At 64.5% G+C, this 22,339-nt stretch carries 18 protein-coding genes; 12 read left to right on the top strand and 6 right to left on the bottom strand.

Translation table 11 applies throughout. The features are described 5' to 3' along the window. The first annotated feature begins 4 nt into the window (after positions 1-4). The 5 genes from HOP03_09205 (at position 5) to accC (ending at position 4,070) form a co-directional block, all read left to right on the top strand. A complete protein-coding gene (locus tag HOP03_09205; protein ID NOT88350.1) occupies positions 5-607 on the top strand; it encodes a TlpA family protein disulfide reductase in 603 nt (200 codons plus the stop codon). Positions 608-966: 359 nt separating this feature from the next. Next, entirely contained in the window at positions 967-1,419 is a 453-nt protein-coding gene (locus HOP03_09200) for a roadblock/LC7 domain-containing protein (protein ID NOT88349.1), read from the top strand. Between the two features lie 289 nt (positions 1,420-1,708). Next, positions 1,709-2,155: a type II 3-dehydroquinate dehydratase gene (gene aroQ / locus HOP03_09195; protein ID NOT88348.1), complete on the top strand. Its 447-nt coding sequence runs from the start codon at positions 1,709-1,711 to the stop codon at positions 2,153-2,155. A gap of 48 nt (positions 2,156-2,203) precedes the next feature. Next, a complete protein-coding gene (locus HOP03_09190; GenBank protein ID NOT88347.1) occupies positions 2,204-2,692 on the top strand; it encodes an acetyl-CoA carboxylase biotin carboxyl carrier protein in 489 nt (162 codons plus the stop codon). Positions 2,693-2,702: 10 nt separating this feature from the next. After that, the gene (accC, locus tag HOP03_09185; protein ID NOT88346.1) at positions 2,703-4,070 is read left to right on the top strand and encodes an acetyl-CoA carboxylase biotin carboxylase subunit; all 1,368 of its coding nucleotides are present in this window, start codon (positions 2,703-2,705) and stop codon (positions 4,068-4,070) included. Positions 4,071-4,205: 135 nt separating this feature from the next. On the opposite strand, the gene HOP03_09180 is transcribed toward accC, so the two are convergent. Continuing rightward, entirely contained in the window at positions 4,206-4,661 is a 456-nt protein-coding gene (locus tag HOP03_09180) for a hypothetical protein (protein ID NOT88345.1), read from the bottom strand. A 266-nt stretch (positions 4,662-4,927) separates the two neighbouring features. On the opposite strand from HOP03_09180, the gene HOP03_09175 reads away from it, so the two are divergent. Next, positions 4,928-7,168: an AAA family ATPase gene (locus HOP03_09175; GenBank protein ID NOT88344.1), complete on the top strand. Its 2,241-nt coding sequence runs from the start codon at positions 4,928-4,930 to the stop codon at positions 7,166-7,168. A gap of 312 nt (positions 7,169-7,480) precedes the next feature. Here the strand turns inward: HOP03_09175 and HOP03_09170 are convergent, their stop codons facing one another. Together HOP03_09170 and HOP03_09165 are read right to left on the bottom strand one after the other, a co-directional pair. Then, positions 7,481-8,503, bottom strand: a complete 1,023-nt coding sequence (locus HOP03_09170) for a hypothetical protein (GenBank protein ID NOT88343.1) — start codon at positions 8,501-8,503, stop codon at positions 7,481-7,483. A 423-nt stretch (positions 8,504-8,926) separates the two neighbouring features. Next, positions 8,927-9,424 (bottom strand): M48 family metallopeptidase, encoded by a 498-nt coding sequence (locus HOP03_09165; protein NOT88342.1) that lies wholly within the window; start codon positions 9,422-9,424, stop codon positions 8,927-8,929. Between the two features lie 71 nt (positions 9,425-9,495). On the opposite strand from HOP03_09165, the gene HOP03_09160 reads away from it, so the two are divergent. The 4 genes from HOP03_09160 (at position 9,496) to HOP03_09145 (ending at position 14,377) form a co-directional block, all read left to right on the top strand. Next, positions 9,496-10,050 carry a DUF2058 domain-containing protein gene (locus HOP03_09160; GenBank protein ID NOT88341.1) on the top strand — a complete coding sequence of 185 codons (555 nt, stop codon included), beginning with the start codon at positions 9,496-9,498 and terminating at the stop codon, positions 10,048-10,050. Between the two features lie 533 nt (positions 10,051-10,583). Further along, positions 10,584-11,372 (top strand): hypothetical protein, encoded by a 789-nt coding sequence (locus HOP03_09155; GenBank protein NOT88340.1) that lies wholly within the window; start codon positions 10,584-10,586, stop codon positions 11,370-11,372. 178 nt (positions 11,373-11,550) lie between these two features. Next, complete coding sequence (locus HOP03_09150; protein NOT88339.1) at positions 11,551-12,789, top strand: hypothetical protein; 1,239 nt, start codon at positions 11,551-11,553, stop codon at positions 12,787-12,789. Between the two features lie 844 nt (positions 12,790-13,633). Next, positions 13,634-14,377, top strand: a complete 744-nt coding sequence (locus tag HOP03_09145) for a hypothetical protein (protein ID NOT88338.1) — start codon at positions 13,634-13,636, stop codon at positions 14,375-14,377. Between the two features lie 121 nt (positions 14,378-14,498). On the opposite strand, the gene HOP03_09140 is transcribed toward HOP03_09145, so the two are convergent. Together HOP03_09140 and HOP03_09135 are read right to left on the bottom strand one after the other, a co-directional pair. Next, entirely contained in the window at positions 14,499-15,350 is an 852-nt protein-coding gene (locus tag HOP03_09140) for a ribonuclease H-like domain-containing protein (protein ID NOT88337.1), read from the bottom strand. A gap of 73 nt (positions 15,351-15,423) precedes the next feature. Then, on the bottom strand, positions 15,424-17,847 hold the full coding sequence (locus tag HOP03_09135; protein ID NOT88336.1) for a DEAD/DEAH box helicase: 2,424 nt from the start codon (positions 17,845-17,847) through the stop codon (positions 15,424-15,426). 555 nt (positions 17,848-18,402) lie between these two features. On the opposite strand from HOP03_09135, the gene HOP03_09130 reads away from it, so the two are divergent. Together HOP03_09130 and HOP03_09125 are read left to right on the top strand one after the other, a co-directional pair. After that, positions 18,403-19,641 (top strand): DUF418 domain-containing protein, encoded by a 1,239-nt coding sequence (locus HOP03_09130; GenBank protein ID NOT88335.1) that lies wholly within the window; start codon positions 18,403-18,405, stop codon positions 19,639-19,641. A gap of 156 nt (positions 19,642-19,797) precedes the next feature. After that, on the top strand, positions 19,798-21,285 hold the full coding sequence (locus tag HOP03_09125) for a polysaccharide biosynthesis protein (protein NOT88334.1): 1,488 nt from the start codon (positions 19,798-19,800) through the stop codon (positions 21,283-21,285). A gap of 127 nt (positions 21,286-21,412) precedes the next feature. Here the strand turns inward: HOP03_09125 and HOP03_09120 are convergent, their stop codons facing one another. After that, entirely contained in the window at positions 21,413-22,324 is a 912-nt protein-coding gene (locus HOP03_09120) for a hypothetical protein (protein ID NOT88333.1), read from the bottom strand. Between the last annotated feature and the right edge of the window lie 15 nt (positions 22,325-22,339).

Raw genomic sequence — 22,339 nt, 5'->3', positions numbered from 1 at the left:
TCGCATGAACACCCGCACCATCCTCATCGTCGCCGTGCTTGCCGCTTCGCTCGGCACCATCGCCGGCCTGATGGTGTCCGGCCCCGGGCCGCTGTGGCGCACACGCCTTGGCCAGCAGGTGCTCCAGCATGCAATGGACGCGGAAGCGCCGCCGCCTCCCGCCGGTGTCGTCGTGGCGAAGCGTGGCGAGCCGATGCCGCCGCTGCGGCTGCCGGATCTGGCCGGTCGCACGGTCGCGGTGCCCGAGGCCTGGGCGGGGCGGCCACTGTTGATCAACGTCTGGGCCAGCTGGTGCGGGCCTTGTATCGAGGAAATGCCGGAACTGCAGCGCTTCAGCGCAGGACAGGGCGCGCAGGGCATCCAGGTCGTCGGGATCGCACTGGACGAACCCGATGCCGTCCATGCCTTCCTGACCCGGGTACCGGTCCGGTACCCGATCCTGATCGAGCGGCCGGGCCCGGCCGATGCCAGCGTGCGCCTGGGCAATCTCAAGGGCGTCCTGCCCTATTCGGTGCTGATCGGCGCCGATGGTCGCCTGCTGCGACAGCGGGTCGGCCCCTTCATGGCCGGAGAACTGGACGGGTTCGCCGCCGACGCGACCCGCTGAACGGCGGCAGCTGTCGCCAATCCCGGCAAACCCCGGCACTTAGGGGCATGGCGTTTAGCGGCATGGCGTTTCGGGCGGACAGAAACGACACAGCACGGCACTCGCTTGCCCCCCTGCGACAGGTCGCGCCCAGCGTCCTCGTCACCGATCGGCCCATGACCGCGCCGCCTGCAGGTCGGCCAGAGCCATGTTTTTGCGACACATTCCCAATTCGGCACCGGGCGTCGGCAATGCTCCGGCACGTCTTCCGCACTTGGCACGAAGAATGCTTCTGCTTTGGATCGAACCCATCGCGTTTGCGATGGGCCGAAGCCCACGGACACGGCATCGTGTCCGCCCTGCTATCAGGTCAGTCACCCATGTCCGCCAATACCGTGCCGTTTCCCGTACAAAGCCGGCAATTCGGCAAGTACTTCGAGTACAGCCGCTACAACGAGGTGGTCCGCGCGATGCACGGCATGCTGGCCGGCATCCCCGACGGACAGGCCTGCGTGCTGTCCACGCTCGACGGTCATCACCTTGCGCATGCGGCGGCCCCCATGCTGGACGCACCGCGTCTGGCGGCGGTTTCCAGCTCGCTGGCCAACATGGCCGAAACCCTGACCCGCGACCTCGGCCAGCACGGTTTCGTCGACATGGTGGTGCAGACCGACGGCGGTATCGCAGTGATCCAGCGGGTCCCGCGCCCGGGTCAGCAGATGGTGATGCTGACCGCGACCGGCCATGAAACCAATCCCGGCCTGCTGGCCAGCCTCACCCGGCACTGCGCCACGACGATCTCGACGCTGTGCACGCCTTCCCGTGATCGCTGACCGGAACGCCTCCCACCCCCTTCCCGTGGCACGGACGCTGTAGCGCCGGACCGCACATCGCCATCGGCAACGCGCCGGTCCAGCGATACACCGTACAACCCGTGCAGGGCGACGGCCCCAGGCAGCAATGCCGGGGCCGTAACTTTTTGTGCCCCGATAACATCGTTTCCAGGGCACCGTCCACCGCATCCATATTTCAAACAGATGATTGAAAAGGGTCGAACGTCGCCGATCTGGACACTACTCCGGCTTTCGCGCAGACTGGCCCTCCATTCGACGGATCGACTCCATGGCGCGACTGCTCGCCCTGCATGGCCCGAATCTGAATCTGCTCGGCACCCGCGAACCCGGGATCTACGGGCATACGACGCTGGCTGCGATCGACGCGGAGCTTGTGGAGCGCGCCGCTGCCGCCGGGCATGTGCTCGAGAGTTTCCAGTCCAACGCCGAGCACGCACTGGTCGACCGCATCCAGGCCGCGCGCGGCGATGTCGACTTCATCCTGATCAACCCCGCCGCGTTCACCCACACCTCGGTCGCGATCCGCGATGCCCTGGCGGCGGTCGGAATTCCGTTCATCGAAGTGCACCTGTCGAATCCGCATGCGCGGGAGCCGTTCCGTCACACCAGCTACTTCACCGACCTCGCGGTCGGGATCGTCGCCGGCTTCGGGCCGCTGGGCTATGGCCTGGCGCTGACCGCCGCGATCCGCCGCCTCGAAACCCCATCCACCTGAACCGACACCGGTGCCGAGACACCGGGCCAACGAGCGAGAGCACACAACATGGACCTGCGCAAAATCAAGAAACTGATCGACCTGCTGGAAGAGTCGAATCTCGCCGAAATCGAAATCAAGGAAGGCGAAGAATCCGTACGCCTCGCGCGCATGCCGCGAGGCGGCGTCGCCGTCAGCGTACCCGCGCCGGCGCCGCTGCATCTGGAACACGCGCCGCGCCCCGCGCAGCCGGCGGCGATGCCGATGCAATCGCCGGTGGACGCCGCCACCGGCGGCAGCCGCAGCAGCCCCGAGCTGCCCGATGGCCACGTCGTGCGTTCGCCGATGGTCGGCACCTTCTACGCCTCGCCGTCGCCGGACAAACCGGTGTTCGTGAAAGTCGGACAGGCCGTGAAACAGGGCGAAACGCTGGGCATCATCGAAGCGATGAAAATGTTCAATCCGATCGAGGCCGAGGTATCGGGCACCGTGCTCGCGATCCAATGCGAGAGCGGCCAGCCGGTGGAATTCGACCAGCCGCTGTTCGTGATCGGCTGAGGACGCACCCATGCTGGATAAAGTCGTCATCGCCAATCGCGGCGAGATCGCCCTGCGCATCCTGCGCGCCTGCCACGCGCTGGGCATCAAGACGGTCGCGGTGCACTCCACCGTCGACCGCAATCTCAAACACGTGGCCATGGCCGACGAGTCGGTCTGCATCGGCCCGGCCGCCTCGAAGGACAGCTACCTCAACATGCCGGCGATCATCGCTGCGGCCGAAGTCACCGACGCCCAGGCGATCCACCCCGGCTACGGTTTCCTCAGCGAAAACGCCGATTTCGCCGAACGCGTGGAGTCATCGGGCTTCATCTTCATCGGCCCGCGCGCCGAAACCATCCGGATGATGGGCGACAAGGTCGAAGCGATCCGCGCGATGAAGGCCGCAGGCGTACCCTGCGTGCCCGGCAGCGGTGGCCCGCTGGGCGACGATGCCAAGGAAAACGTGCGTATCGCGCGGGAGATCGGCTACCCGGTCATCATCAAGGCGGCGGGCGGCGGCGGCGGGCGCGGCATGCGCGTGGTGCATACCGAGGCCGCACTGAACAGCGCGATCCAGACCACGCAGAGCGAAGCCAAGGCCGCGTTCGGCAACGAACAGGTCTACATGGAGAAATTCCTGGAGAATCCGCGCCACGTGGAAATCCAGGTACTGGCCGACGGCCAGGGCAGCGCGATCCATCTGGGCGAACGCGACTGCTCCATGCAACGCCGCCACCAGAAGGTCGTGGAAGAAGCGCCCGCGCCGGGCATCACGCCGGAACAGCGCGCCGAGATCGGCAAGGTCTGCACCGACGCGTGCGTGCGCATCGGCTATCGCGGCGCCGGCACCTTCGAGTTCCTCTACGAAGGCGGCCGTTTCTACTTCATCGAGATGAACACCCGCATCCAGGTGGAGCATCCGGTGACCGAACTGATCACCGGCGTCGATCTGGTGAAAGAACAGCTGATGATCGCCTCGGGCCAGAAGCTGTCGATCCGGCAGAGCGATATCGTGCTCAGTGGCCACGCCATCGAATGCCGCATCAACGCCGAAGACGCGGACACGTTCATGCCCTCGCCGGGCCTGATCAAGCATTTCCACGCACCCGGCGGTCCGGGCGTGCGCGTGGATTCGCACATCTACGAAGGCTACCGGGTGCCGGCGAATTACGATTCGATGATCGGCAAACTGATCGTGCACGGTCCCGACCGCGCCACCGCGATCGCGCGCATGAAAGTCGCATTGAGCGAAATGGTCGTGGACGGCATCAAGACCAACATCGCGCTGCAGCAGCGGATCATGGCCGATGTCGGTTTCCAGACCGGTGGCCAGAATATCCACTACCTCGAAAAGCGGCTGGCCGAGCGCAAGGAAAAGACGCTGTCGATCCTGTAACGCGATCGGGACATCGCCGTCTTTTCCGCAAAACCGGGAAGACGGCGACGTTCGCGACGCTTGTTCGTTCCAGGGATCGGATACGGAAGCACGCAGGGAAAGACAAGCTGCGATGCCGCGACCGTCATTGCGCGCTCAACGGCCTTCGAACACCCGCCCCGTCACCGTGTCCACCACCACATCCGGACACTGTGCGTTGCCGCCGAACACGAACGACGCGTTCGCCCAGGTCACGCCCAACGGCACGCGCAGCGCAACGCTCGCGTACGGATCGCTGTAGCCGAACTGTTCCTTGAGCCGGTCGGCGTCCGGCAGATCCATTTCGATCGGCCACGCGAGGGTGGCGCTGGCCTTCGGCGGCTCGACATCCAGTTCGACGGCGTTGCCGAATTCGCCGTAACCGGTTTCCTCGACGAGCAACATCGTGTCTCCGCGCCGGAACACCACGTGCAGATGGTCGATCGCCGAGGGATGCTCGATCAAACCGGCCGACGCTCTGCCCACCGCTTCGAGCAGCTGCGCATCCGGAAATCTGCTGCGCAAACGTTCCACCGCGATCTCCACGCGTCCATTGAAACTGAGAATGGCCATGACCGCATCTTTCCAGTGAATGGCGCGCGACCGCCAGCCGTGAAGTCGCACGGCGCGGGAAAGCGCTCCAATGAACACGCCACGGATGCAGCATCCGCAACGCGAAAACAACCGCCACCACGTCCGCCGCGACCGTGGCCGGCCGGAGGGGGCCGGCAATCCTCCAAGATAACCCAAAACCGCGACCGCCCGCCTCCGTTGTCGTCCACGGGCGGGCGCGGGCTATCATCCGGACTCCCGATATCGCGACAGGACAGGGCAAGGACGTGAATCCGCAGCACAGCGCCGCAGACCGGACGGGCGACGACCTCCGGGGCGTGGAAGCCGAACTGCAGACCTTCGCGCGAAGCATCGACGCCACGCTGCGCCGGCATTACGCCACCCTCGGCCTGCGCCGCCTGCTCGCACATCCCAGATACAACCGCGAGCGCGGCATGCGGGTATCGATGCACGCGCCCTCGCCGTGGCTGGTGCTGATCGTCGCACTGATGCTCGCCGTGATCGCCCTCACCGTGTACAAGCCGGACCTGTTGCCGAAACTGACGTCCCTGCTGTCGCCGTATTCGCCGTGGTGGGCGGTCGCCGCGATCGTGGTGCTGATCTTCATCGAGCGCTGGCTGCTGCCGCAGATGACGCTGGCGCGCTACCACTTCCGGCTGATGCGACTCTCCCACGTCGACAGCGGCAGCGAATTTCCGTTCGTCTATCTGGCCGCGCGCACGCCGACCACACCGACCGGTTTCGACCGGGAATCCTGGCGCAGCATGCGCGGGGTCGAACCGGGCGACATCGTGGTCGCGATCAGCGACACCCACGGCCGTGGCCTGGGCATCATTCCGCTGCGCACGATCGGCCGTCTGCCGATCATCGTCTGGGATCGCGACCTGCTGCAGCACGACGCCTTCCCACCGATGCCGCCGAAAGTGCGCGCACTGGCGCTGGCCTTCGACAATGCCTGCAATACCAATGCGAAACACGCCAACCGGATCGAACGCAATCGCGCGCTGCGCGCGGGCGAGGCGCAGGGAAAGGCAGCGATCGATCCCGCAAAGGCCTGGGCCGGCGTGGCGCTCGATCCCAAGGTGAAAGCGCAGTTGATGTCGGTCGCCGGGCATTTCGCCACCGGCAGCGCCTCGGCCACGCGCGGCCTGCTGCTGTACGGCCCACCGGGCACCGGCAAGACCCTCATCGCCCGCACTTTCGCCGAAAGCATGGGCTGCGCGTTCTTTCCGCTGTCGCTCACCGATCTGAAATCCGGTTACATCGGCCAGAGCGGGGAGAACGTGAAGGCGCTGTGGAGCAAGGCGCGCGGCGAACCGCGCGCGGTGATCTTCGTCGACGAATGCGAAGGCGTGTTCGGCCGTCGCGGCAGCACCGGCACCGACAGTTTCGTCGAGGAAATCGTCACCGCGTTCCTCGCGCAGTGGGACGGCTTCGATCGCCAGTCGAGCGTCTGGGTGGTCGGCGCGACCAACCGACGCGATCTGATCGACTCCGCGATGCTGTCGCGCTTCGAGGATCAGCTCGAAATCGGCCTGCCCGGCGGCCTTCAACGGCTGGACATCCTCGCCAGGGAATTCGCGCGCCTGGGCATTCCGCCGCCGCTGCCGCCGCAGACCGAAGCGCTGACAGCAGGCATGTCGGGACGCGACCTCAGCAGCCTCGCGAAGCGCGTCGGGCGCGAACACGGCGCGAAGGCACCGGTCGGCGACGACGCGCTCGCCGCGTTCACCACATCGATGCGCAAACAGGGCTCCACCTCGACCGACAGCCGTGCGCGCTGGGACACGCTGATCCTGTCGGAAGCCACGTTGAAAGAGCTGAAGACCACTGCGGGCCTGCTGCAGCATGCCGATACATTCCGCAAACGCGGGATCGGCGTGCCGCGCGGCTTGCTGCTGTACGGCCCACCCGGCACCGGCAAGACCCAGATCGCACGCACTCTGGCCAACGAAACCGGGATGCGCTTCATCGCCGTCTCCACCGCCGACATCAAACAGGGCTTTCTCGGCCAGAGCGGCCAGAAAGTACGCGAAGTGTTCGAGCGAGCGCGCGAATCGGCGCCATCGCTGCTGTTCATCGACGAGATCGACATCATCGCCGCCACCCGCGGCGGCCAGTCGGACGCGATCCTCACCGAAATCGTCGGCCAACTGCTGCAGGAAATGGACGGCATCGCCGCGCAGACGCAACCGGTGTTCGTGCTCGCCGCGACCAATCGCCGCGATCAGATCGACGCCGCCGTGCTGTCGCGCCTGCCGAAACAGATCGAAATCCCGCTGCCCGACCGCGATGGCGCACGCCAGCTGCTCGCGGTGATGCTGGCCGGAAAACCGGTCGCCTTCGATCTCGACACCGGCACCCGCGCACTCGCCGCACGCGCCGACGGCAAGAGTGGGCGCGATCTGCGCAGTTGGGTGGAAGGCGCGGAGCACAGCGCCGTCTCCCGCGCGATCGATGCCGGGGATCCGGATGCGATCGTGATCGAGTTGGGGGATTTTGGTTGAATCATCGAATCACGATGATCGATTGAAGGAAGCACGCCATTCCTTCTCCCCGCAACGCGGGGAGAAGGTGCCCGAAGGGCGGATGAGGGGTGGCGCCCTTGGCATCGGTCGCAGTGCCTTCAAATAGGGCGGGCTCAAGCCCGCCGTAGGTGTGGAGTAAGCGCAGCGCAACTCCACCATCGAATCGACCAAAAACTGTGCGTATTCCCAACATGAAAGCCGCCGATTTTTTCAGGCGCGCATCGCGACTTTGGCAATGGTGGAGTTGCGCTGCGCTTACTCCACCCTACTCGCCAATATCGACCCTGCCTGCTACTCGTAGGGAAGTTCACCGAGGAGTCCAATCATCAGATCCCCATCAAGTTCTTCAAATGGAATCTCAATAATGTCGTCTGGATGACGAGGTAGTGCAGGGCCATCATGCGGCGCATTCTTGGTGTGACCAGTGACGCGAACACCATCTTCCTTAATGTAGGGAAGCACCACGATGCGACCATGATTTTTTGAGCAGATGGTGCCTTCCCGCCACATAGCCTCGCCATCTGTACCGTCTGCACCACTACTTCGCTCTTTGACTATCCAACCCGGGCTGTTATGACTTTCATACCAAAATACATAGGATCCCCATACCAACACTCGCTTGCCTTGAACCAACGCTTCGGCAAGCATTCGCTTAATACCTGCACGTTGTAGGAGCTCATTGGCGCGGGGAAGCAGTATCTTCCTAATTTCTGCCTTCGTCTTACCCCAGTGAGCTAATCCTGAGAAATCGAAGCCGTTAGCAATTTTTGAGCGATTTGCGCCTAAAACCTCCTTTCTATTAGGCATCTGTGGCGAGGACCACGAACCATCTTTCATCTTAAAAAAGAAGAAGTGACGGCCTTCTTCTCGGATCAATACTAGATTGAGATAAGGAAACTCATTGAGCTCAGCGATGATTCTCTCTCTAAACCTCTCACTTTTTTCGTTAAGAAAAAAATCGGATTCAACAAACTGCTTGTCAGACTGACGACGCTTCGCCTCAACAAGCATTAGCTGCTCCTCTTCAGCAAGGCGCTTTTTTGCTTGCAGGCTTTTGTCCGCCTTCAGACGCAGAGATAGGCGACGTATAGGATCAAGCTCCGAATCGATAAACTGGATTGCGTTCGCATTTAGCTCAGCGCACCAAGCCCGCGCTTCTTCCAAATCATTGAAGAAGGGGGCATATCGATGATTGTTGCGCTCAATGTAGGGCAACTGCTTCCACTTCGGAGCTTCACCTGGAGTCTGTGCAAGAACTTCCACGCGCCATCTTTCATGCCAGCTGTCGTATGAAGGCCATGCAGCGAGGATCATCCTAATTTCCCGCGTTTGTAATAAGAATCTTGTTAGACGGAGCCAACTTTGATCGATACTAACAAACTTGCGAACCATAGGGTAAGTCCGTAAGGCGGAGAACCTTCGTAGCGAGTAGCCCGGGTAAGCGCGAAGCGCGCACCCGGGATGATGCAAGACATGCCTCTCCGAAGAGCCCCGGGTGCGGCCTTCGGCCTTACCCGGGCTACGCAAAGCTGGTCGTGATCGGAGACAACGGCGCATGACGCCTTCAGCTTATGCGCCCTACTACCGCAGCGATGTCGGGGTTTACGACAGCCTTCGGCTGAAATCGGTATCTCGTACACAAGTCGTGCTTGAGCACGCCCTACGCGGCTTGAACACTGCGCCGCAATGGCCTTTCCGCTCTTCTTTTCAGATTCGACGGCTGCGCGCGGGGACGCTTCATTTCTGCCCGGCATCGAGATGCGTCAGGTAGAGGCGCAGATCGAACTCCAGCTGGTGGTAGTCGGGCGTCATGTGCGTGCACAGCTGGTAAAACGATTTGTTGTGCTCGGCTTCCTTCATGTGCGCCAGTTCATGCACCACGATCATCTTCAGGAACTCGGCGGGCGCATCGCGGAACACGGTGGCGATGCGGATCTCGCGGCTGGCCTTGAGCCTGCCGCCGTGAACCCGGGAGATCGCGGTGTGGGTGCCGAGCGCGTGCTTCATCACCTGCAGCTTGCTGTCGTAGATCACCTTGCCCAGCGGCACCGATTTCCGCAGATGCCGGTCCTTGAGCGCTTGAACGTAGTCGTACAGCTGGCCATCGTTGCGCACGCTGTGGGACTGGCCGTACTTGTCGGTCAACAGCGCGCCCAACCGATCCTGTTCGATCAACGCGCGCACCTGCGCCTGCAGGTGTTCCGGGTAACCGGCGAAGTACTTCAATGCTTCCATCGGCAGTGGAACGGCGGGCAGCGGGGGCGGCCGGTATGATGGGCCGGAAATCCTCGGCAGGGAACGGCGACATGGCGAAAGTGAATCCGCTTCAGGAACAACTGCTCAAGGCGGGCCTGGTCAAGAAGTCCAAAGTGACCGCGGTGGCGCGCGAGCAGAACAAGGCCCGACACGCCAAAGGGACGCCACAGCCCAGCGAAATCCAGTTGGAAGCGGAGCGGGCACGCGCGGAGAAGGTCGAGCGGGATCGCGCTCTCGCTGCGGAGCGCAAAACGCAGGCGCACGCGGCTGAACTTCGCGCTCAGGCGCGGCAGATCATCCAGGACAGGAAGGTGCCGCGTTCGGGCGATAGCGAGTACCGGTTCACCGCGGACGGCGCCATCCGCACCCTGCTGCTCAACGAAGAGCTGCGCAAGAAACTGGCATCAGGCGTGCTGGTGATCGCACGCCTGGACGAGCGCTACGAACTGCTGCCGCGTGCGGCTGCCGACAAAGTGCGGGAGCGCGACGCCGGCATGATCGTGCTCGATCACGGCCAGGATGCCGGCAGCGAGCCCGCCACCGCAACCTCCGAAGACGATGCGTATTACGCGCAGTTCAAGGTGCCCGACGATCTGATCTGGTGACCTGGGGTTCCGCAACCGGGCCAGCACCAAATCCACTGGTCGAATGCGGCACTCCCGGAAGGCGTGCTTGAGCACGCCCTATGCGGCTGCCTCCGGACATGCGTCGGCGGCTGACGTTTCCGGCCTGATCCGCACGGCATCGCAGCGGGTATCCATCGTCGCCCGAGCATGGTCGGGATTCACCCACGCAGGGCATTTCCGCACATGCCCTGCAATTGCGTGGTATCGCACCGAAGCCATCCGCTCAAACCCTTGATTGCACACGCGGATTCCATCCAGGCCAGGATGCGCACCGCGTCGGATGCTTCACCGTGGGTGAGTGGAAACGCACACCCTGCGGCCGGGCCGGATCTTCGATCCCGCTCGCGAACCGCGTGAATTCAGCGACTTCGATGGGCACGCAGGGTTGGCACGGAACTTGATGTGTCTCTGCAGTTCTGGCGCTGTCGGTTGCGGCAGTGCGCATGTCCCCGCGCAAGTCGCGAATTCCCTGTGCGGTCGACACCTTCGATAACGATGACGAACGAGAGCCCATGTCCGCACCTCCGCCCAAGAAACCGAAGTCCGCTGCGAGTCCAAGCGGCGCCGCTGCTGTTCCTGCGGCACCGCCTGCGTTGGCGGCCTTGCTGCAAGGCGAGGGCCGGGGCATCGCGGATTTTCTTTCGCTCGACGATGGCGCTGCATTGGCGCAGGTGTCCCGCGCCATGCATCAAGCCGTCCAGAACGTTCGCGGACCCGCGCCGACCGGGCGCGCGCTCGTGGACGCGATGCCCTTGTATACGCAGGATGCTCCGGCCGGGGATCGCTTCTATCACCCCACCGCGCTGTCGGGCGCGCAGGCGCCCTTTCCGCACATCACGCGCAGAGCGGATCCTGTCCATGTCCCGCATGTGACGGATGTGCGGCCGGCGCCGCACGCGGCCATGCCGGATGGCCTGCCGGCCGGCAACTACCCCACGCGCCATCGATACGACATCGGTCCGGACAGCAGGCTGGCGCCGCCGATCCTGCCGACCTCGAATGCAGAACGCCGCACGGCGACATTGAGCCCGTTCGTCGGAGCACCGCCGGATACGTACGTGATGCCGCGCTACAAAGCCCGAGCCGAAGCGCTTGCGGCCCCACTGCTCCCTGCCGTCGTCGCGCCACATGCAGGATCGGCAGCGGGTGCTGCCCCGTTACCGCCGGTCGCTGTGGCTCCCAGACCGGCCCCCCTGCCGGCGCTTGCGACACCGGTCAGGCTCACCCCGAGCCAACGCGGCGATGCGCCACCGGGCCCACCTTTGACCGGAGCACGCGTACAGTTCCAGAGCAAACTCTGATGCGCAGGGTCGCAAGCTTCGGCGTGCCCGTTTTCGGCATACGGATACACACATCGCGCCGCAGGGACACTGCTCCGCCAGGCACGGTACGGCCCGGATGAGCGCACCTTCGAGTGGATCGGGCGGATCGGGCGGATCGGGGCTGTCTCCCTTTCCGGGCACGCCGCCACACGCGCCCTTGCCGGCCATCCCCACACCGCAGCTGGGTGCGGGCGCGACGATGCATGCGGCGCCGCTGCCGGGTCCGGCCGTGAGCGCGGGCGCAGCCTTTGTTCCGCCCGTCGCTGCAGCTGCGCTCCCTGCACCTGCCCTTGCCGCACCTGCCGTCGCACCGGCGCGCAATCCGCTGGGCCTGCGCCCGGGCGTCGATGATGCATTGACCGAGATGCGCACCCATGTCGCGCTTGCGCCGCACTCCGGCGCACTCGCGCAGGATCAACACCGCAAAGCCCCGGTGCGCGGATATGCCGACCAGGCGCCTGCGCATGAGGCCTTGCGTGCATCGGTCTTGGGTTTCCGCGATCAGGCAACGGCCGCAGCGCCGCCCAGCGTGCTGTCCACCGCCGTGCATATGGCGTCCTCGCAGCTGCATGTCAGCCTGCCCGGGCCCGAACTGCGCGCGGCGCTGGATCACGGCTTTCCGGCATTGGCGCAGCCCGGCGGCAACGGCAATCTGAGGATGCCCGAAGCGGTCGATGCGCTGTCCAGCAATATCCACGAACGCCGCGAACATGTGAAAGCGAACGTGTTCGATGCCGCTGCGCTGCTGTCGCCCGCATCGCTTGCACAGGTGGCGTTGCCCTCGCCGCGCCGGGATTCGATGGCGCACGGCGGCGGCTACATCGATCCTCCACCGCTGGCTTTGCCTCCGGCCGCACTGCCTCCGGCCGATGTCGGCGCCGAACGGCAAATGGCCAGAAGCCTGATGACACCGCTCGCCGAACCGGAGTGGGCCGCTCCGTCACCCGCGCGCGACGCCGGCGTCGCCGCCGCACCGCATCATGGCGCTGCGGTGAACCAGGCCCGCACTGCTTACATGGCGCAGGCTGTGCACATGGGCGAAGTCGGCAGGGATGCAACTGCCCAGTATCTTGCCGGCGCAGAACCCACGCACGCACAAGTACGCGTCGGCGCGGTGCCATCGGCCACGCTGCATCCCCGCGTTGGCGCAGGTGCGCACGAAGTGGTGCCCACCGACCTCGCACCCACCATCGTCGCGATGCCCGCCCATATCCGCCCACAGATGGCCTATGCGCAAGCCGACGTGCGCACCAGCACCGCATTGACGTTCCTGCGCGGTGGACCTGCCGTGGGCGGTGCGGGTGCGGGTGCGGGTGCGGCAGCCGCGGCACCAGATTCGCCGCCGCGCAAAGGCACCAAGCGCCCGCGATCGCCGTCTCCACCGCCGTCGCCGTGAATGCGAAGTGGGTGCGGCGGCTGTCTATCGTCTTGGGAATTCTGTCGGTACGGCGATGAGCGTGCATCGCTTCGACACATGGCACGTCGTTCTGTTGTATCGAAAACGATGATGCGTGTTTTGTCGTAATGAGGGTGGGTGAACAAGGCGGTTCAGATGATGCAACGGTGCAACACAAACAGGCTCGGATCCTGGAAATTCCTTTCGACTACACCCCGATGCACAACGCACCGCGTGCCGGCTGCGGGCTTGAGTCCCCAGCGCGCGCTGGGACAACCAGCCTTTTTCAACGAATGGGTATGAGTGTCTCGTTAACTGCTGTCAGCAGAGGATTCGCGTGCTCGATTGACAAACGATTCGCGTTAAGCGAGAGTCGAATCCAGCTTCAGGTTGAAGCCCGAGCACATTCCACAGGGGGAATGCCGGATGGCCAAGGCAGGCGCAGGAAATGTGTCGTTGCTATCTCACGACTTCATCTTCGAGAGCAACGCTTCCGCGCATCGCGGACGACCGAATACCGAAAGCTGTCACAACAGTTGCCATCCTGGCGGGATTCACTGCGATCGCGGCAACACATCCTCATGGCGCAGTTATTCGATGCCCAATCACGATCCCGAGAAAAATGATGACAGCGGGATCCGTGTCGTTTAAATGCCAACGAATCCCGATCTGACGTCGTTGGCCTGCCGGTAGTTCGCGCAGCGGCATACCTGCAAACCTTCCGGCGGAAATCTCGGCCACTCGCCTTCCATGCAAGCGAAGAAATTTTGGCGATCCCTGTTTTCTCTACTGCGAACGGGGCTCGCGGATATCCCATTTGTTTTACTGACAGGAGTTAATCCGCATGAAAAATCTTGGAAGAATATCGCTTGCGCTTGTTGTGATGACCTTGTCCGGATGCGGCACGCTGCGAGAACGCACAATGCCGGACGAGGATAATCTCCTGAGCGGCGCCGGCTCTATCGTTGTCGGAAAAAGCCATGGAAAAGCAGAAGATTTCGAACAGATCATCATCGAAGATCTTCTTTCAAAATATGGATTCAGCGACCCGAAGACCATATCAACCACACTCGAATCCAGAGCCAAGCACATCTATCTCCGAAACGAAATGCAAGATCAAATCATTGCCGCGTCCAACCAGAGGTGCGGCACTTTCATAAGAATCCTCATTTCGTCAAAAAACCAAACAAGAATGGGCTGGAGTGGGATTTCAACGCTGCTGACCAGCGCCGCATCAGTCGTCTCTCCGACCAGCTTGGCGAAAGCGCTTTCCGCAGGGAGCGCGGTCTCGAACTCGGTATTAAGCAATTACAATCAATCATATTTCAACGACCTCGCGTTGAACGTAATCACATCCGGCATAACGATACGCCGCGAGAATCTATTGAAGCTGATGACTGCCGAGAGAGAAAAAGAAATATCGGCTTATCCGGCAAATCGCGCTATCGCAGACGCCATCGGTTATCACTCCGCATGCAGTATTGTCTCGGGGCTTGAAGCCGCTGCCCAGGCTACAAAAGCAAATCCTGCACAGCCAGCGTCGACCATTGCAAATCAACCAGGCGACTTGGGCACGTCTGGAAAATAATTTCATTTGTTGATCGCCAGTGACGTAGCCCGGTTCTCGCCACCGGCGAGAGCCGGGATCGCCGCACGCAAACCCGGCTCTCGCCGGTGGCGAGAACCGGGCTACGGGAGGCTGGTCGCAATCACAGCGAATCGAGACTCGCGTGATGCACCAGCAATCCACCCAACGACGCCAGATCCTGCCGGTTGTGATCGGCCACTCTGCGCAGGTTGCGTGCGGATCCGCCGCGCAGATAGCCGAGCCATGCAGCAGGGGCTTCGCTGCCGGGCAGGTCGTCTTCGCGGACGATGCCCAGCACCTGGCGTTCGATGGTGGCGAGGCGGCAGTTTTCCCAGCGGCCCTTGTAACGTCGGCGGGTGGGATACAGCAGATCGATGTGGTCGAGGCCCGCCAGCGCGTTGGGCATGCGCGCAAGGCGGAAGCGTGTCGCGAGCAGTGGGGCGTCGTAGCTTTTGCCGTTGTAGCTGGCGAGCACGGTGTCGGCGCGCAGGGTGTCGGCGAAGACGGTGAGCAGGTCGCGTTCGGCGCCGAGTGTGGTCATCAGCCATTGGCGGAGGTGCAGTGCGTCATCGCGCCACTGTGCGATGCCGATCATGAAGGCGCGGGTGCCGGTGCCGCCTGCGAGGCCTGTGGTTTCGGTGTCGAAGAACAGCACGTTGTCGGTGGGGATCATCGCGACGCGGCGGTCGAATGCGCCGCACAGATGTTGCGGCAGCGGGTCGCAGGGCAGCGTGGTGTCGATCAGGCGCAGGCCGGGGGCGATCTCGTCGCCGGGCAGGGTGCGGTCGAGATCGATCGCGTGCGCGATGCGCGGGGGTGTGCGTACGCGCAGCAGGCGGCGCAGGTCTTCGACGGTTTGCGATGCTGGTCTGGGCGCTGCGGGCGGTGGTACGGGTACGGACGGCGCGCGCGTGGGTGTGCACTGCCCGCTTTGCTGGCGCAGGGTGCGGATGCGTTCCAGAGCTACGGTCACGGGCACTCCCTCATCCGGCCCTTCGGGCCACCTTCTCCCGGGGGGAGAAGGGAACAGCGTGCGCGTGCGCTCATCATTGTTCTGTTGCTGCAGAGAGAGCGGTCAGCACGCGACGCGCATGCGCTTTCGCGGTGGCGTCGTGTGGTTTCGCGTCGATGCCGAGCACCGGGCCAACGCAGGCGGGGCAGCCGCTGGCGCAGTCGCAGCCGTCGATCAACCCGGTGGCGCGGGCGACGAGTTCGGATTGCCGCGTCCACAGCGGTTCGGCCAGGCCCACGCCACCGGGGAAGTTGTCGTAGAGATAGATGGTGGGCGTGAACGCGGCGAGATCGTCGGGCGCGGTGGGCGGGCCCTCGTGACGACGCAGCTGGCCGCGACCCTGCGCATCGGCGACCGCGAACCATGCGCCGTCGCCGCTGCCGACGGCTTTCTGCAGATCGGCGCCATCGGCCATCACCGCGATGCGCGCGATCACGTGCAGTGCGTACGCGGCGCCGAGCACGCCATCGAGCGCGTCCTGTTTCGATGCGAACAGACTGTCGAGCACCGGCTGCGACAGTTGCCACCACACCGCGGTGGTGTGCAGTTCGGCATCGGGCAGATTCACCGGGCCGTAGCCGATGTTTTCGTGGGTGTAGTAGCGGATCTTCTTGTAGCCGGACACGCGGCGCACCACGTGCACTTCGCCGTGATGGCTGGCGCCGGTGCCGGCGACCGCGCCGTCGAACTGATCCAGCACCTTGAGCTTGGTGTAGTCGATGGCGTCGGTGTAGTAATCGACATGGGTGCGGGTGACGAAGGCTTTGCGACCGTCCCAGTCCAGCCGTTCGACCTGATATGGCGTGGACTGGATCATGTGGATCGCGCCTTCGTACAGCGTGAGCGGCGCGGCGCTGTAGTCGACTTCGGCGATGATGGTCTGGCGGCCGTCGGTGCGGTCGACCACCACGAAATTGCCGTCGGCCACCGAACGCAGGCTGACCGCGTTGGCCGGATAGCTGTCGGCGATCCATTCCCACACCGCGCCTTCGGCGTGCAGCACGCCGTCTTCGGTGAGCAGATCGAGATAGGCGCGCGGTTCGACCGGGCCGAAGTGGTCGCCGTCGCGGAACGGCAGCTCGAACGCGGCGCAGCGGATGTGATCGAGCAGGATCACCGGCTGGTCCGGCGCGATCCTCGCGTGCTCCGGCGAGGCGGCGGTGAAGAATTCCGGATGCCGCACGATGTATTGATCGAGCGGATCGGAGCTGGCGATGAGTACGCCGATCGACGGCTGCTGGCGGCGACCGGCGCGACCGAAGCGCTGCCACGTGGCGGCGATGCTGCCGGGATAGCCGTTGAGCACCACCACGTCGAGACTGCCGATATCCACGCCCAGTTCCAGCGCCGAGGTGGTGACGATGCCGTCGATGCGGCCGGCGCGCATCGCGCGTTCGGCGTCGCGGCGCTCGGTGGGTAGGTAACCGCCGCGATACGCGCGGATGCGCGGCGGCTTGCGCGGGTCGTGGTCGAACACGTCCTTGAGATATTTGGTCAGCACTTCGACCATGGTCCGCGACTGCGCGAAGATCAAGATCTTCAGCCCGGCCTTGATCGCCATGCGCGCGATGCGCGTGCTCTGCGAACGCGCCGACGCGCGCAGGCCGAGATCGGGATTGGTGACCGGCGGGTTCCACAGCAGCACGTGCTTGTCGCCGGTGGGCGCGCCGGAGTCGGTGATCGCGGTGACGCGGCGTTCGATCAGCGCTTCGGCGTGCTCCTGCGGATTGCCGATGGTGGCCGAGCAGAGGATGAATTGTGGCGTCGCGCCGTAGAACGCGCAGATCCGCTTCAGGCGCCGCAGCAGGTTCGCCAGATGCGAACCGAATACGCCGCGATAGGTATGGATCTCGTCGATGACGATGTAACGCAGGTTCTCGAACAGCTGCGCCCATTTGGTGTGATGCGGCAGGATGCCCTGATGCAGCATGTCGGGATTGGTGACGACGATGTCGCCGTTGAGGCGGATCGCCTGACGCTGGTCGCCGGGGGTGTCGCCGTCGAAGGTCGCGGCGCGGATACCGAGGCCGCCGGCCTTGTTGAGTTCAAGCAACTCGGCGACCTGATCCTGCGCCAGCGCCTTGGTCGGAAACAGATACAGCGCTTTCGATTGCCGGCCGAGCGCGGCGGCGATCACCGGCAGCGTGTAGCACAGGGTCTTGCCCGAGGCGGTGGGCGTGACCACCACGACATCCTCGCCGCGCTGCGTGGCCTCCCAGGCTTCGGCCTGATGGCTGTACAGCTGGCCGAGACCTCGCGCGCGCAGCGCAGCGGCCAGCGCCTGCGGCAGATCGCCGGGGAATGGCACGTAGCGGCCCGCGCGCGCCGGGACGGTGATGGCGCCGGTGATGCGATCCGGATATTTGTGCTGCAGACGTGCGGCGAGCAGATCGCTGGAGGGCGGTACGTCGACGGGCGTGCGGACATCGGCGTGCATTGAAGCAAGCATGGGCGGCATGGCGGACTCCTGCGAAGCCCGTCTTGGTACACCGCGCCCGTCTCACAGGCTGCGACAACCGTATCGACAGGAAGCGTGCGCGCTGGAAACCCGGCCCACTGATGCAGTGCTTCACGCTGTTTGAGCGATTCGAGCGATATTGAACGCCATCTGCTTTTCTATTCTCGCCGCGAGACATGCAGGGAGTTGCATCGAGCCGGCGACACTGAGGAGGTGTTCCTTCTCTCCGCACAGCGGGGGTGAAGAGGCGTGTTTGCGAGCCATTGGCTCGCACGCCGATGAACGCCCGAGCGCTGTGCGCGAGGGCCGGACGAAGATGGCGCGTAGCGCCGGATGAGGGGCGAGCGCAGCCGTAATGCGTCGCGAAGAGCGCCCCTCACCCACCCTTCGGGCACCCTCTCCCCACGCGAAGCGCGGGGAGAGGGAACAGCGTTGTGCTTGCCAAGCCTCCCGAGAGGCGTTGCAAGCGGCGCGGATCGCGAGGCCGCAACAAAACAAGTGTTCGTTATTTTCGAAGCACTACACTAGCGCGACCGTCGGACCACCAGACACCGTATGACCGCGCGCAGCGAACCGCTTCCCATCGTCGATCGCACCGGCAGCGAACGTCTCGCGCTGATCGATGCGTTGCGGGGATTCGCGCTGGCCGGGGTGCTGCTGGTGAATCTCGGGGGTTTCTCGCTGTATTACTTCATGGACGACGGCGCGCGCGCCGCGCTGCCTTCGGCCGGATTCGATCGCTGGGCATGGCTGCTGGTGCAGATCCTGGTGCAGGACAAGGCGCTCACCCTGTTCTCGCTGCTGTTCGGCCTGGGTGTCGCCGTGCAGGTAAAGCACGCCGAATCGAAACGCACGGGCATCGGTCCCATCGTGCGCCGGCTGGCGGTGCTGCTCGCGATCGGCCTGATCCATGCGCATCTGTTCTGGTGGGGCGACATCCTGACGATCTACGCGGTGCTGGCGTTCGGCCTGATCGTGCTGCGACGTTTGCCGGATGTCGCGTTCCTGCTCTGCGGTCTGGGTCTGGGCCTGTTCTGGTTCCTGATGGCGCCGTTCGCCGAATGGCTGAAACCGGACGACTGGCCGGAGCAGGCGCGCGTGTATGCCGACACCTTCGCGATCTTCTCGGGCAACGATATCGCCGCCACGCTGCGACAGAACGCGCGCGTCGCGCACTGGATGTGGCTGGACATGTGGGGCGTGCTGCCGTTCGTGTTCGCGCGTTTCCTGCTCGGTTATTGGGCCGGGCGCAAGCTGCTGCTGCACGATCCCGCCGCGCATCGCCGGCTGCTGCGTGCGATCGTCATCGTCGGCGGCGGCGTGGGGCTGGCAGCGGTGATCGCGATCGAATGGATCGATGCCGCGCAGCTCACCGACACGCTGCTGCGCGGCGGGTGGTACAGCGAATTCGCGCTGCGGCTGCTGCGGCGCATCGGCCCGCTCGGGATGGGCCTGGCCTACGCCGCGGGTTTCGCGCTGTTGTTCCTGCGCCCCGACTGGCGACACTGGCTGCAGAGGCTCGCGCCGGTCGGACGGATGGCGCTCAGCAACTATCTGATGCAAACGGTGGTGTGCCTGTGGCTGTTCTACGGCATCGGCCTGGGCATCGGCCCCGCATACGGTTATCCGGCGCGCTTTCTGGTCTGGATCGCCGTCTTCGGTGCGCAGATGGCCTTGAGCCATTGGTGGCTGGCACGCTTCCGGCTGGGGCCGGTGGAATGGCTGTGGCGCTCGATCGGGGAAGGACGGCGTTTGCCGCTGCGGCAACCGGAGCGTGCGCCGTCATCGGCATGAGCGTGCGTTTCGGTATCATGCCGGCGTGGGCGGCGATGGGGTCTGCCCGGACGCGAAGACGAGGGCGACGGCCATGCGGGTGAAGTACGAACTCGCGCCTGCCGATGTCTGCGCACGCGTATCCGCGCGTCCGCTGCGATGGCCGGGCGCCCGCTGATGAGTCGCGCACTGTCCAACACCGCCTATTCGTCGCTGGCGCTGTATATCGAATATCTGTTCGGCCTGATCGCATCGATCGTGATCGCGCGGGCGCTGCTGCCCACCGACATGGGCATCTACAGCCTGCTGGTGTGGGTCGCGGCCAATGCGATCGTGGTCGCCAATGCCGGCATCACCATGGCCGCGATCAAGTTCATCGCCGAACTGCGCGGCGCCGGCCGCGACGACGCCACTGCGGTACTGGTGCGCCGGCTGCGACGGATGCAGCGCAACATGCTGCTGGTGGTGATCGTGGTGCTGTGCGCGATCTTCGCGTTCGCGCATGGCCGGATCGCGCCGGGCGTCGATCTGTGGCTGCTCGGCCTGTTGATCCTTTCGATCGCGTTTCGCGCGCCGTACATGTTCAACATCGCGGTGCTGAAGGGCGGACAGGATTTTCGATCCACCGCCATCATCGCCGTGATCGGCGCGAGCCTGAACCTCGCGCTGGTGATCCTCGCGTGGATGAAAGCCGCATCGCTGCAAACCTTCGTCGAGGTCTACGCGCTGTCGAGCCTGGTGTTCTATCTGGTCTCGCAATGGCGGGCATCGCGCTTCGCGCGCATCGCGACCGACAGCGCAGCGACCTTGTCGCCGGAACTGGAAACGCGGATGCGCCACCACCTGCGCGTGGTCGCGTTCACGACGGTGTTCGGCACCATCGGCAGCAGCGAGATCGAACTGCTGTCGCTCAATCTGCTCAGCGATGCCGCGCATGCCGGCTTGTTCAAGGTCGCCAACGCGGTGGCATCGGGCGTGGCGCTGTTGCTGCCGGGCATCCTCAGCGCCCAGCTGTTGCCGATGATGGCCAGCGCACAGGGACGGAGCCAGGGCGAAGCGAACCGGCGTTTCGTCGAGATGACCGTGTGGTTGTACGTGCTGGGCGCACCGCTGATCGCGGCCGGCGCGGTGTTTGCCGACCACGCGATCGAGTGGCTGTACGGCAGTGCCTATGCCGAAGCCGCGCCGGTGCTGATCGTGCTGTTGATCGCGCGCGTGGCCAGCGTGCTCGGCCAGGGCGCGACCGCTTTCCTGATGAGCGCCGACCGCCAGACCGCGTTGATGCGGCTCACCCTGTCGTTCTCCGCGCTGCGCCTGATCGGCGCGTTCGCCTGCACGTATGCGTTCGGCCTGACCGGCGCGATCTTCTCGACGATGGTGCTGGCGCTGTCGGGATCGGCGGTCACCATCCTGCTGGCCATGCGCGTCTCGGGCACCGGCATGCCGTGGGCGCGGCTGCTGCGGATCTCCGCGGCGGCGACGCTGCCGGCGCTGTGCTGCATACCGATCGCGCGGTCGTTCCCGCCATTGTCGGGACTGCTGGCCGGCACGGTGGTATTCGCGATCGGCTATCCGCTCTCGATCTGGCTGCTGCGCGGCCTCGATGAGGCGGATGCCAACGTCGTGCGGATGCTGGCGACGAAGTTGCGTAGCCGCATGCGGTAGAGGAGTAGGGTGCATAAGCGAAGCGTCACGCACCTTCGGCTCTTGAAACGGTGTGTGGGGCTTCTTGGCGGAATGGCGTATGACGCCTTCGGCTCATACGCCCTACGGCTCTTGCAGGCCCTACGGGTCAGGCCGGGGCGTAGGCGACCGTGTTGTCGCGCACGCCACGACCCAGGCGGCGCTTGATGCCCGCATGGATGCCCGTGTACGCCCCCAGCAACAAGGCCTTGCTTCGGTCCGCCAGCGCCGATGCGCCGACCGGGCGCGGCTCGATGCCCATCCGTCGCAGTTTGTCGTTGCCGCGATACAACAGCTCGCGACGACGCGTACTGTCGGTGTAATAGGTGAAGCTCATGGTGATCGACGGTTCGCTTCCGTTCTCGACCATGTGCGGCGAGGTGGACGGCATGTAGCCGCCCTGCCCGGGTTCGAGATCGAAGATCCGCGCGCGACTGCGGAAGGATTCGTCCCACGCGATCTTCTCGCGCGAGTTCTGCTCGTGGAACAGCTCCAGCGCGCGCTCCGTGACCACTTCGCGATCGAACGGATCCCAGACATGAAGCCGCTTGCGGCCGGCGATCTGCAGAATGAAATTGTGCTCGTGGTCGATGTGGAAGGGCGTGACCGCGCCGGGCGAGCTGACGAAGATCCAGCCGCCTCGAAAGCACATGCCCGGATCATGACGGTCGACCATGGGCTTGAGCGCGTCCAGCACTTCGTCGACCAGTCGCCGATAGACCGGATCGGCCTGCACATTCAGCAGCGACATCCACGCATGCGCGTCGGCGATTCCCGCGAGGGTGGCCGCCGCGTCGCGCCGGTTGGGATGCAGGTTGGGCGCATCGCTGAAGGAACTGCCGGCCGTGGCTTCGTCGCTGTGGGTGCGGACGAGACTGCGGGCTTCCAGGCGCTGGCCCAGTTCGACCAATGCGTCGATGCCCAGCAGTGGATGCCCGCACAGCCGGTGGGTCACCGCACCGATCGCCCATGGGGCGAATGCGGGGACATCGACGACAGCGCGGCGATCGGTCGTGGTCATGGGTCGGAAGCCTTC

It is taken from the genome of Lysobacter sp. (assembly GCA_013141175.1).
Classification (GTDB): Bacteria; Pseudomonadota; Gammaproteobacteria; order Xanthomonadales; family Xanthomonadaceae; genus Lysobacter_I.
Note: the sequence above shows the minus strand (reverse complement) of the source record. Positions and strands in the feature narration are given on the sequence as shown.

Coding starts and splice junctions, on each gene's coding strand:
- HOP03_09205 (NOT88350.1), top strand. CDS start 5: ATGAACACCCGCACCATCCTCATCGTCGCCGTGCTTGCCGCTTCGCTC.
- HOP03_09200 (NOT88349.1), top strand. CDS start 967: ATGTCCGCCAATACCGTGCCGTTTCCCGTACAAAGCCGGCAATTCGGC.
- aroQ (NOT88348.1), top strand. CDS start 1,709: ATGGCGCGACTGCTCGCCCTGCATGGCCCGAATCTGAATCTGCTCGGC.
- HOP03_09190 (NOT88347.1), top strand. CDS start 2,204: ATGGACCTGCGCAAAATCAAGAAACTGATCGACCTGCTGGAAGAGTCG.
- accC (NOT88346.1), top strand. CDS start 2,703: ATGCTGGATAAAGTCGTCATCGCCAATCGCGGCGAGATCGCCCTGCGC.
- HOP03_09180 (NOT88345.1), bottom strand. CDS start 4,661: ATGGCCATTCTCAGTTTCAATGGACGCGTGGAGATCGCGGTGGAACGT.
- HOP03_09170 (NOT88343.1), bottom strand. CDS start 8,503: ATGATCCTCGCTGCATGGCCTTCATACGACAGCTGGCATGAAAGATGG.
- HOP03_09165 (NOT88342.1), bottom strand. CDS start 9,424: ATGGAAGCATTGAAGTACTTCGCCGGTTACCCGGAACACCTGCAGGCG.
- HOP03_09160 (NOT88341.1), top strand. CDS start 9,496: ATGGCGAAAGTGAATCCGCTTCAGGAACAACTGCTCAAGGCGGGCCTG.
- HOP03_09155 (NOT88340.1), top strand. CDS start 10,584: ATGTCCGCACCTCCGCCCAAGAAACCGAAGTCCGCTGCGAGTCCAAGC.
- HOP03_09145 (NOT88338.1), top strand. CDS start 13,634: ATGAAAAATCTTGGAAGAATATCGCTTGCGCTTGTTGTGATGACCTTG.
- HOP03_09135 (NOT88336.1), bottom strand. CDS start 17,847: ATGCCGCCCATGCTTGCTTCAATGCACGCCGATGTCCGCACGCCCGTC.
- HOP03_09130 (NOT88335.1), top strand. CDS start 18,403: ATGACCGCGCGCAGCGAACCGCTTCCCATCGTCGATCGCACCGGCAGC.
- HOP03_09125 (NOT88334.1), top strand. CDS start 19,798: ATGAGTCGCGCACTGTCCAACACCGCCTATTCGTCGCTGGCGCTGTAT.
- HOP03_09120 (NOT88333.1), bottom strand. CDS start 22,324: ATGACCACGACCGATCGCCGCGCTGTCGTCGATGTCCCCGCATTCGCC.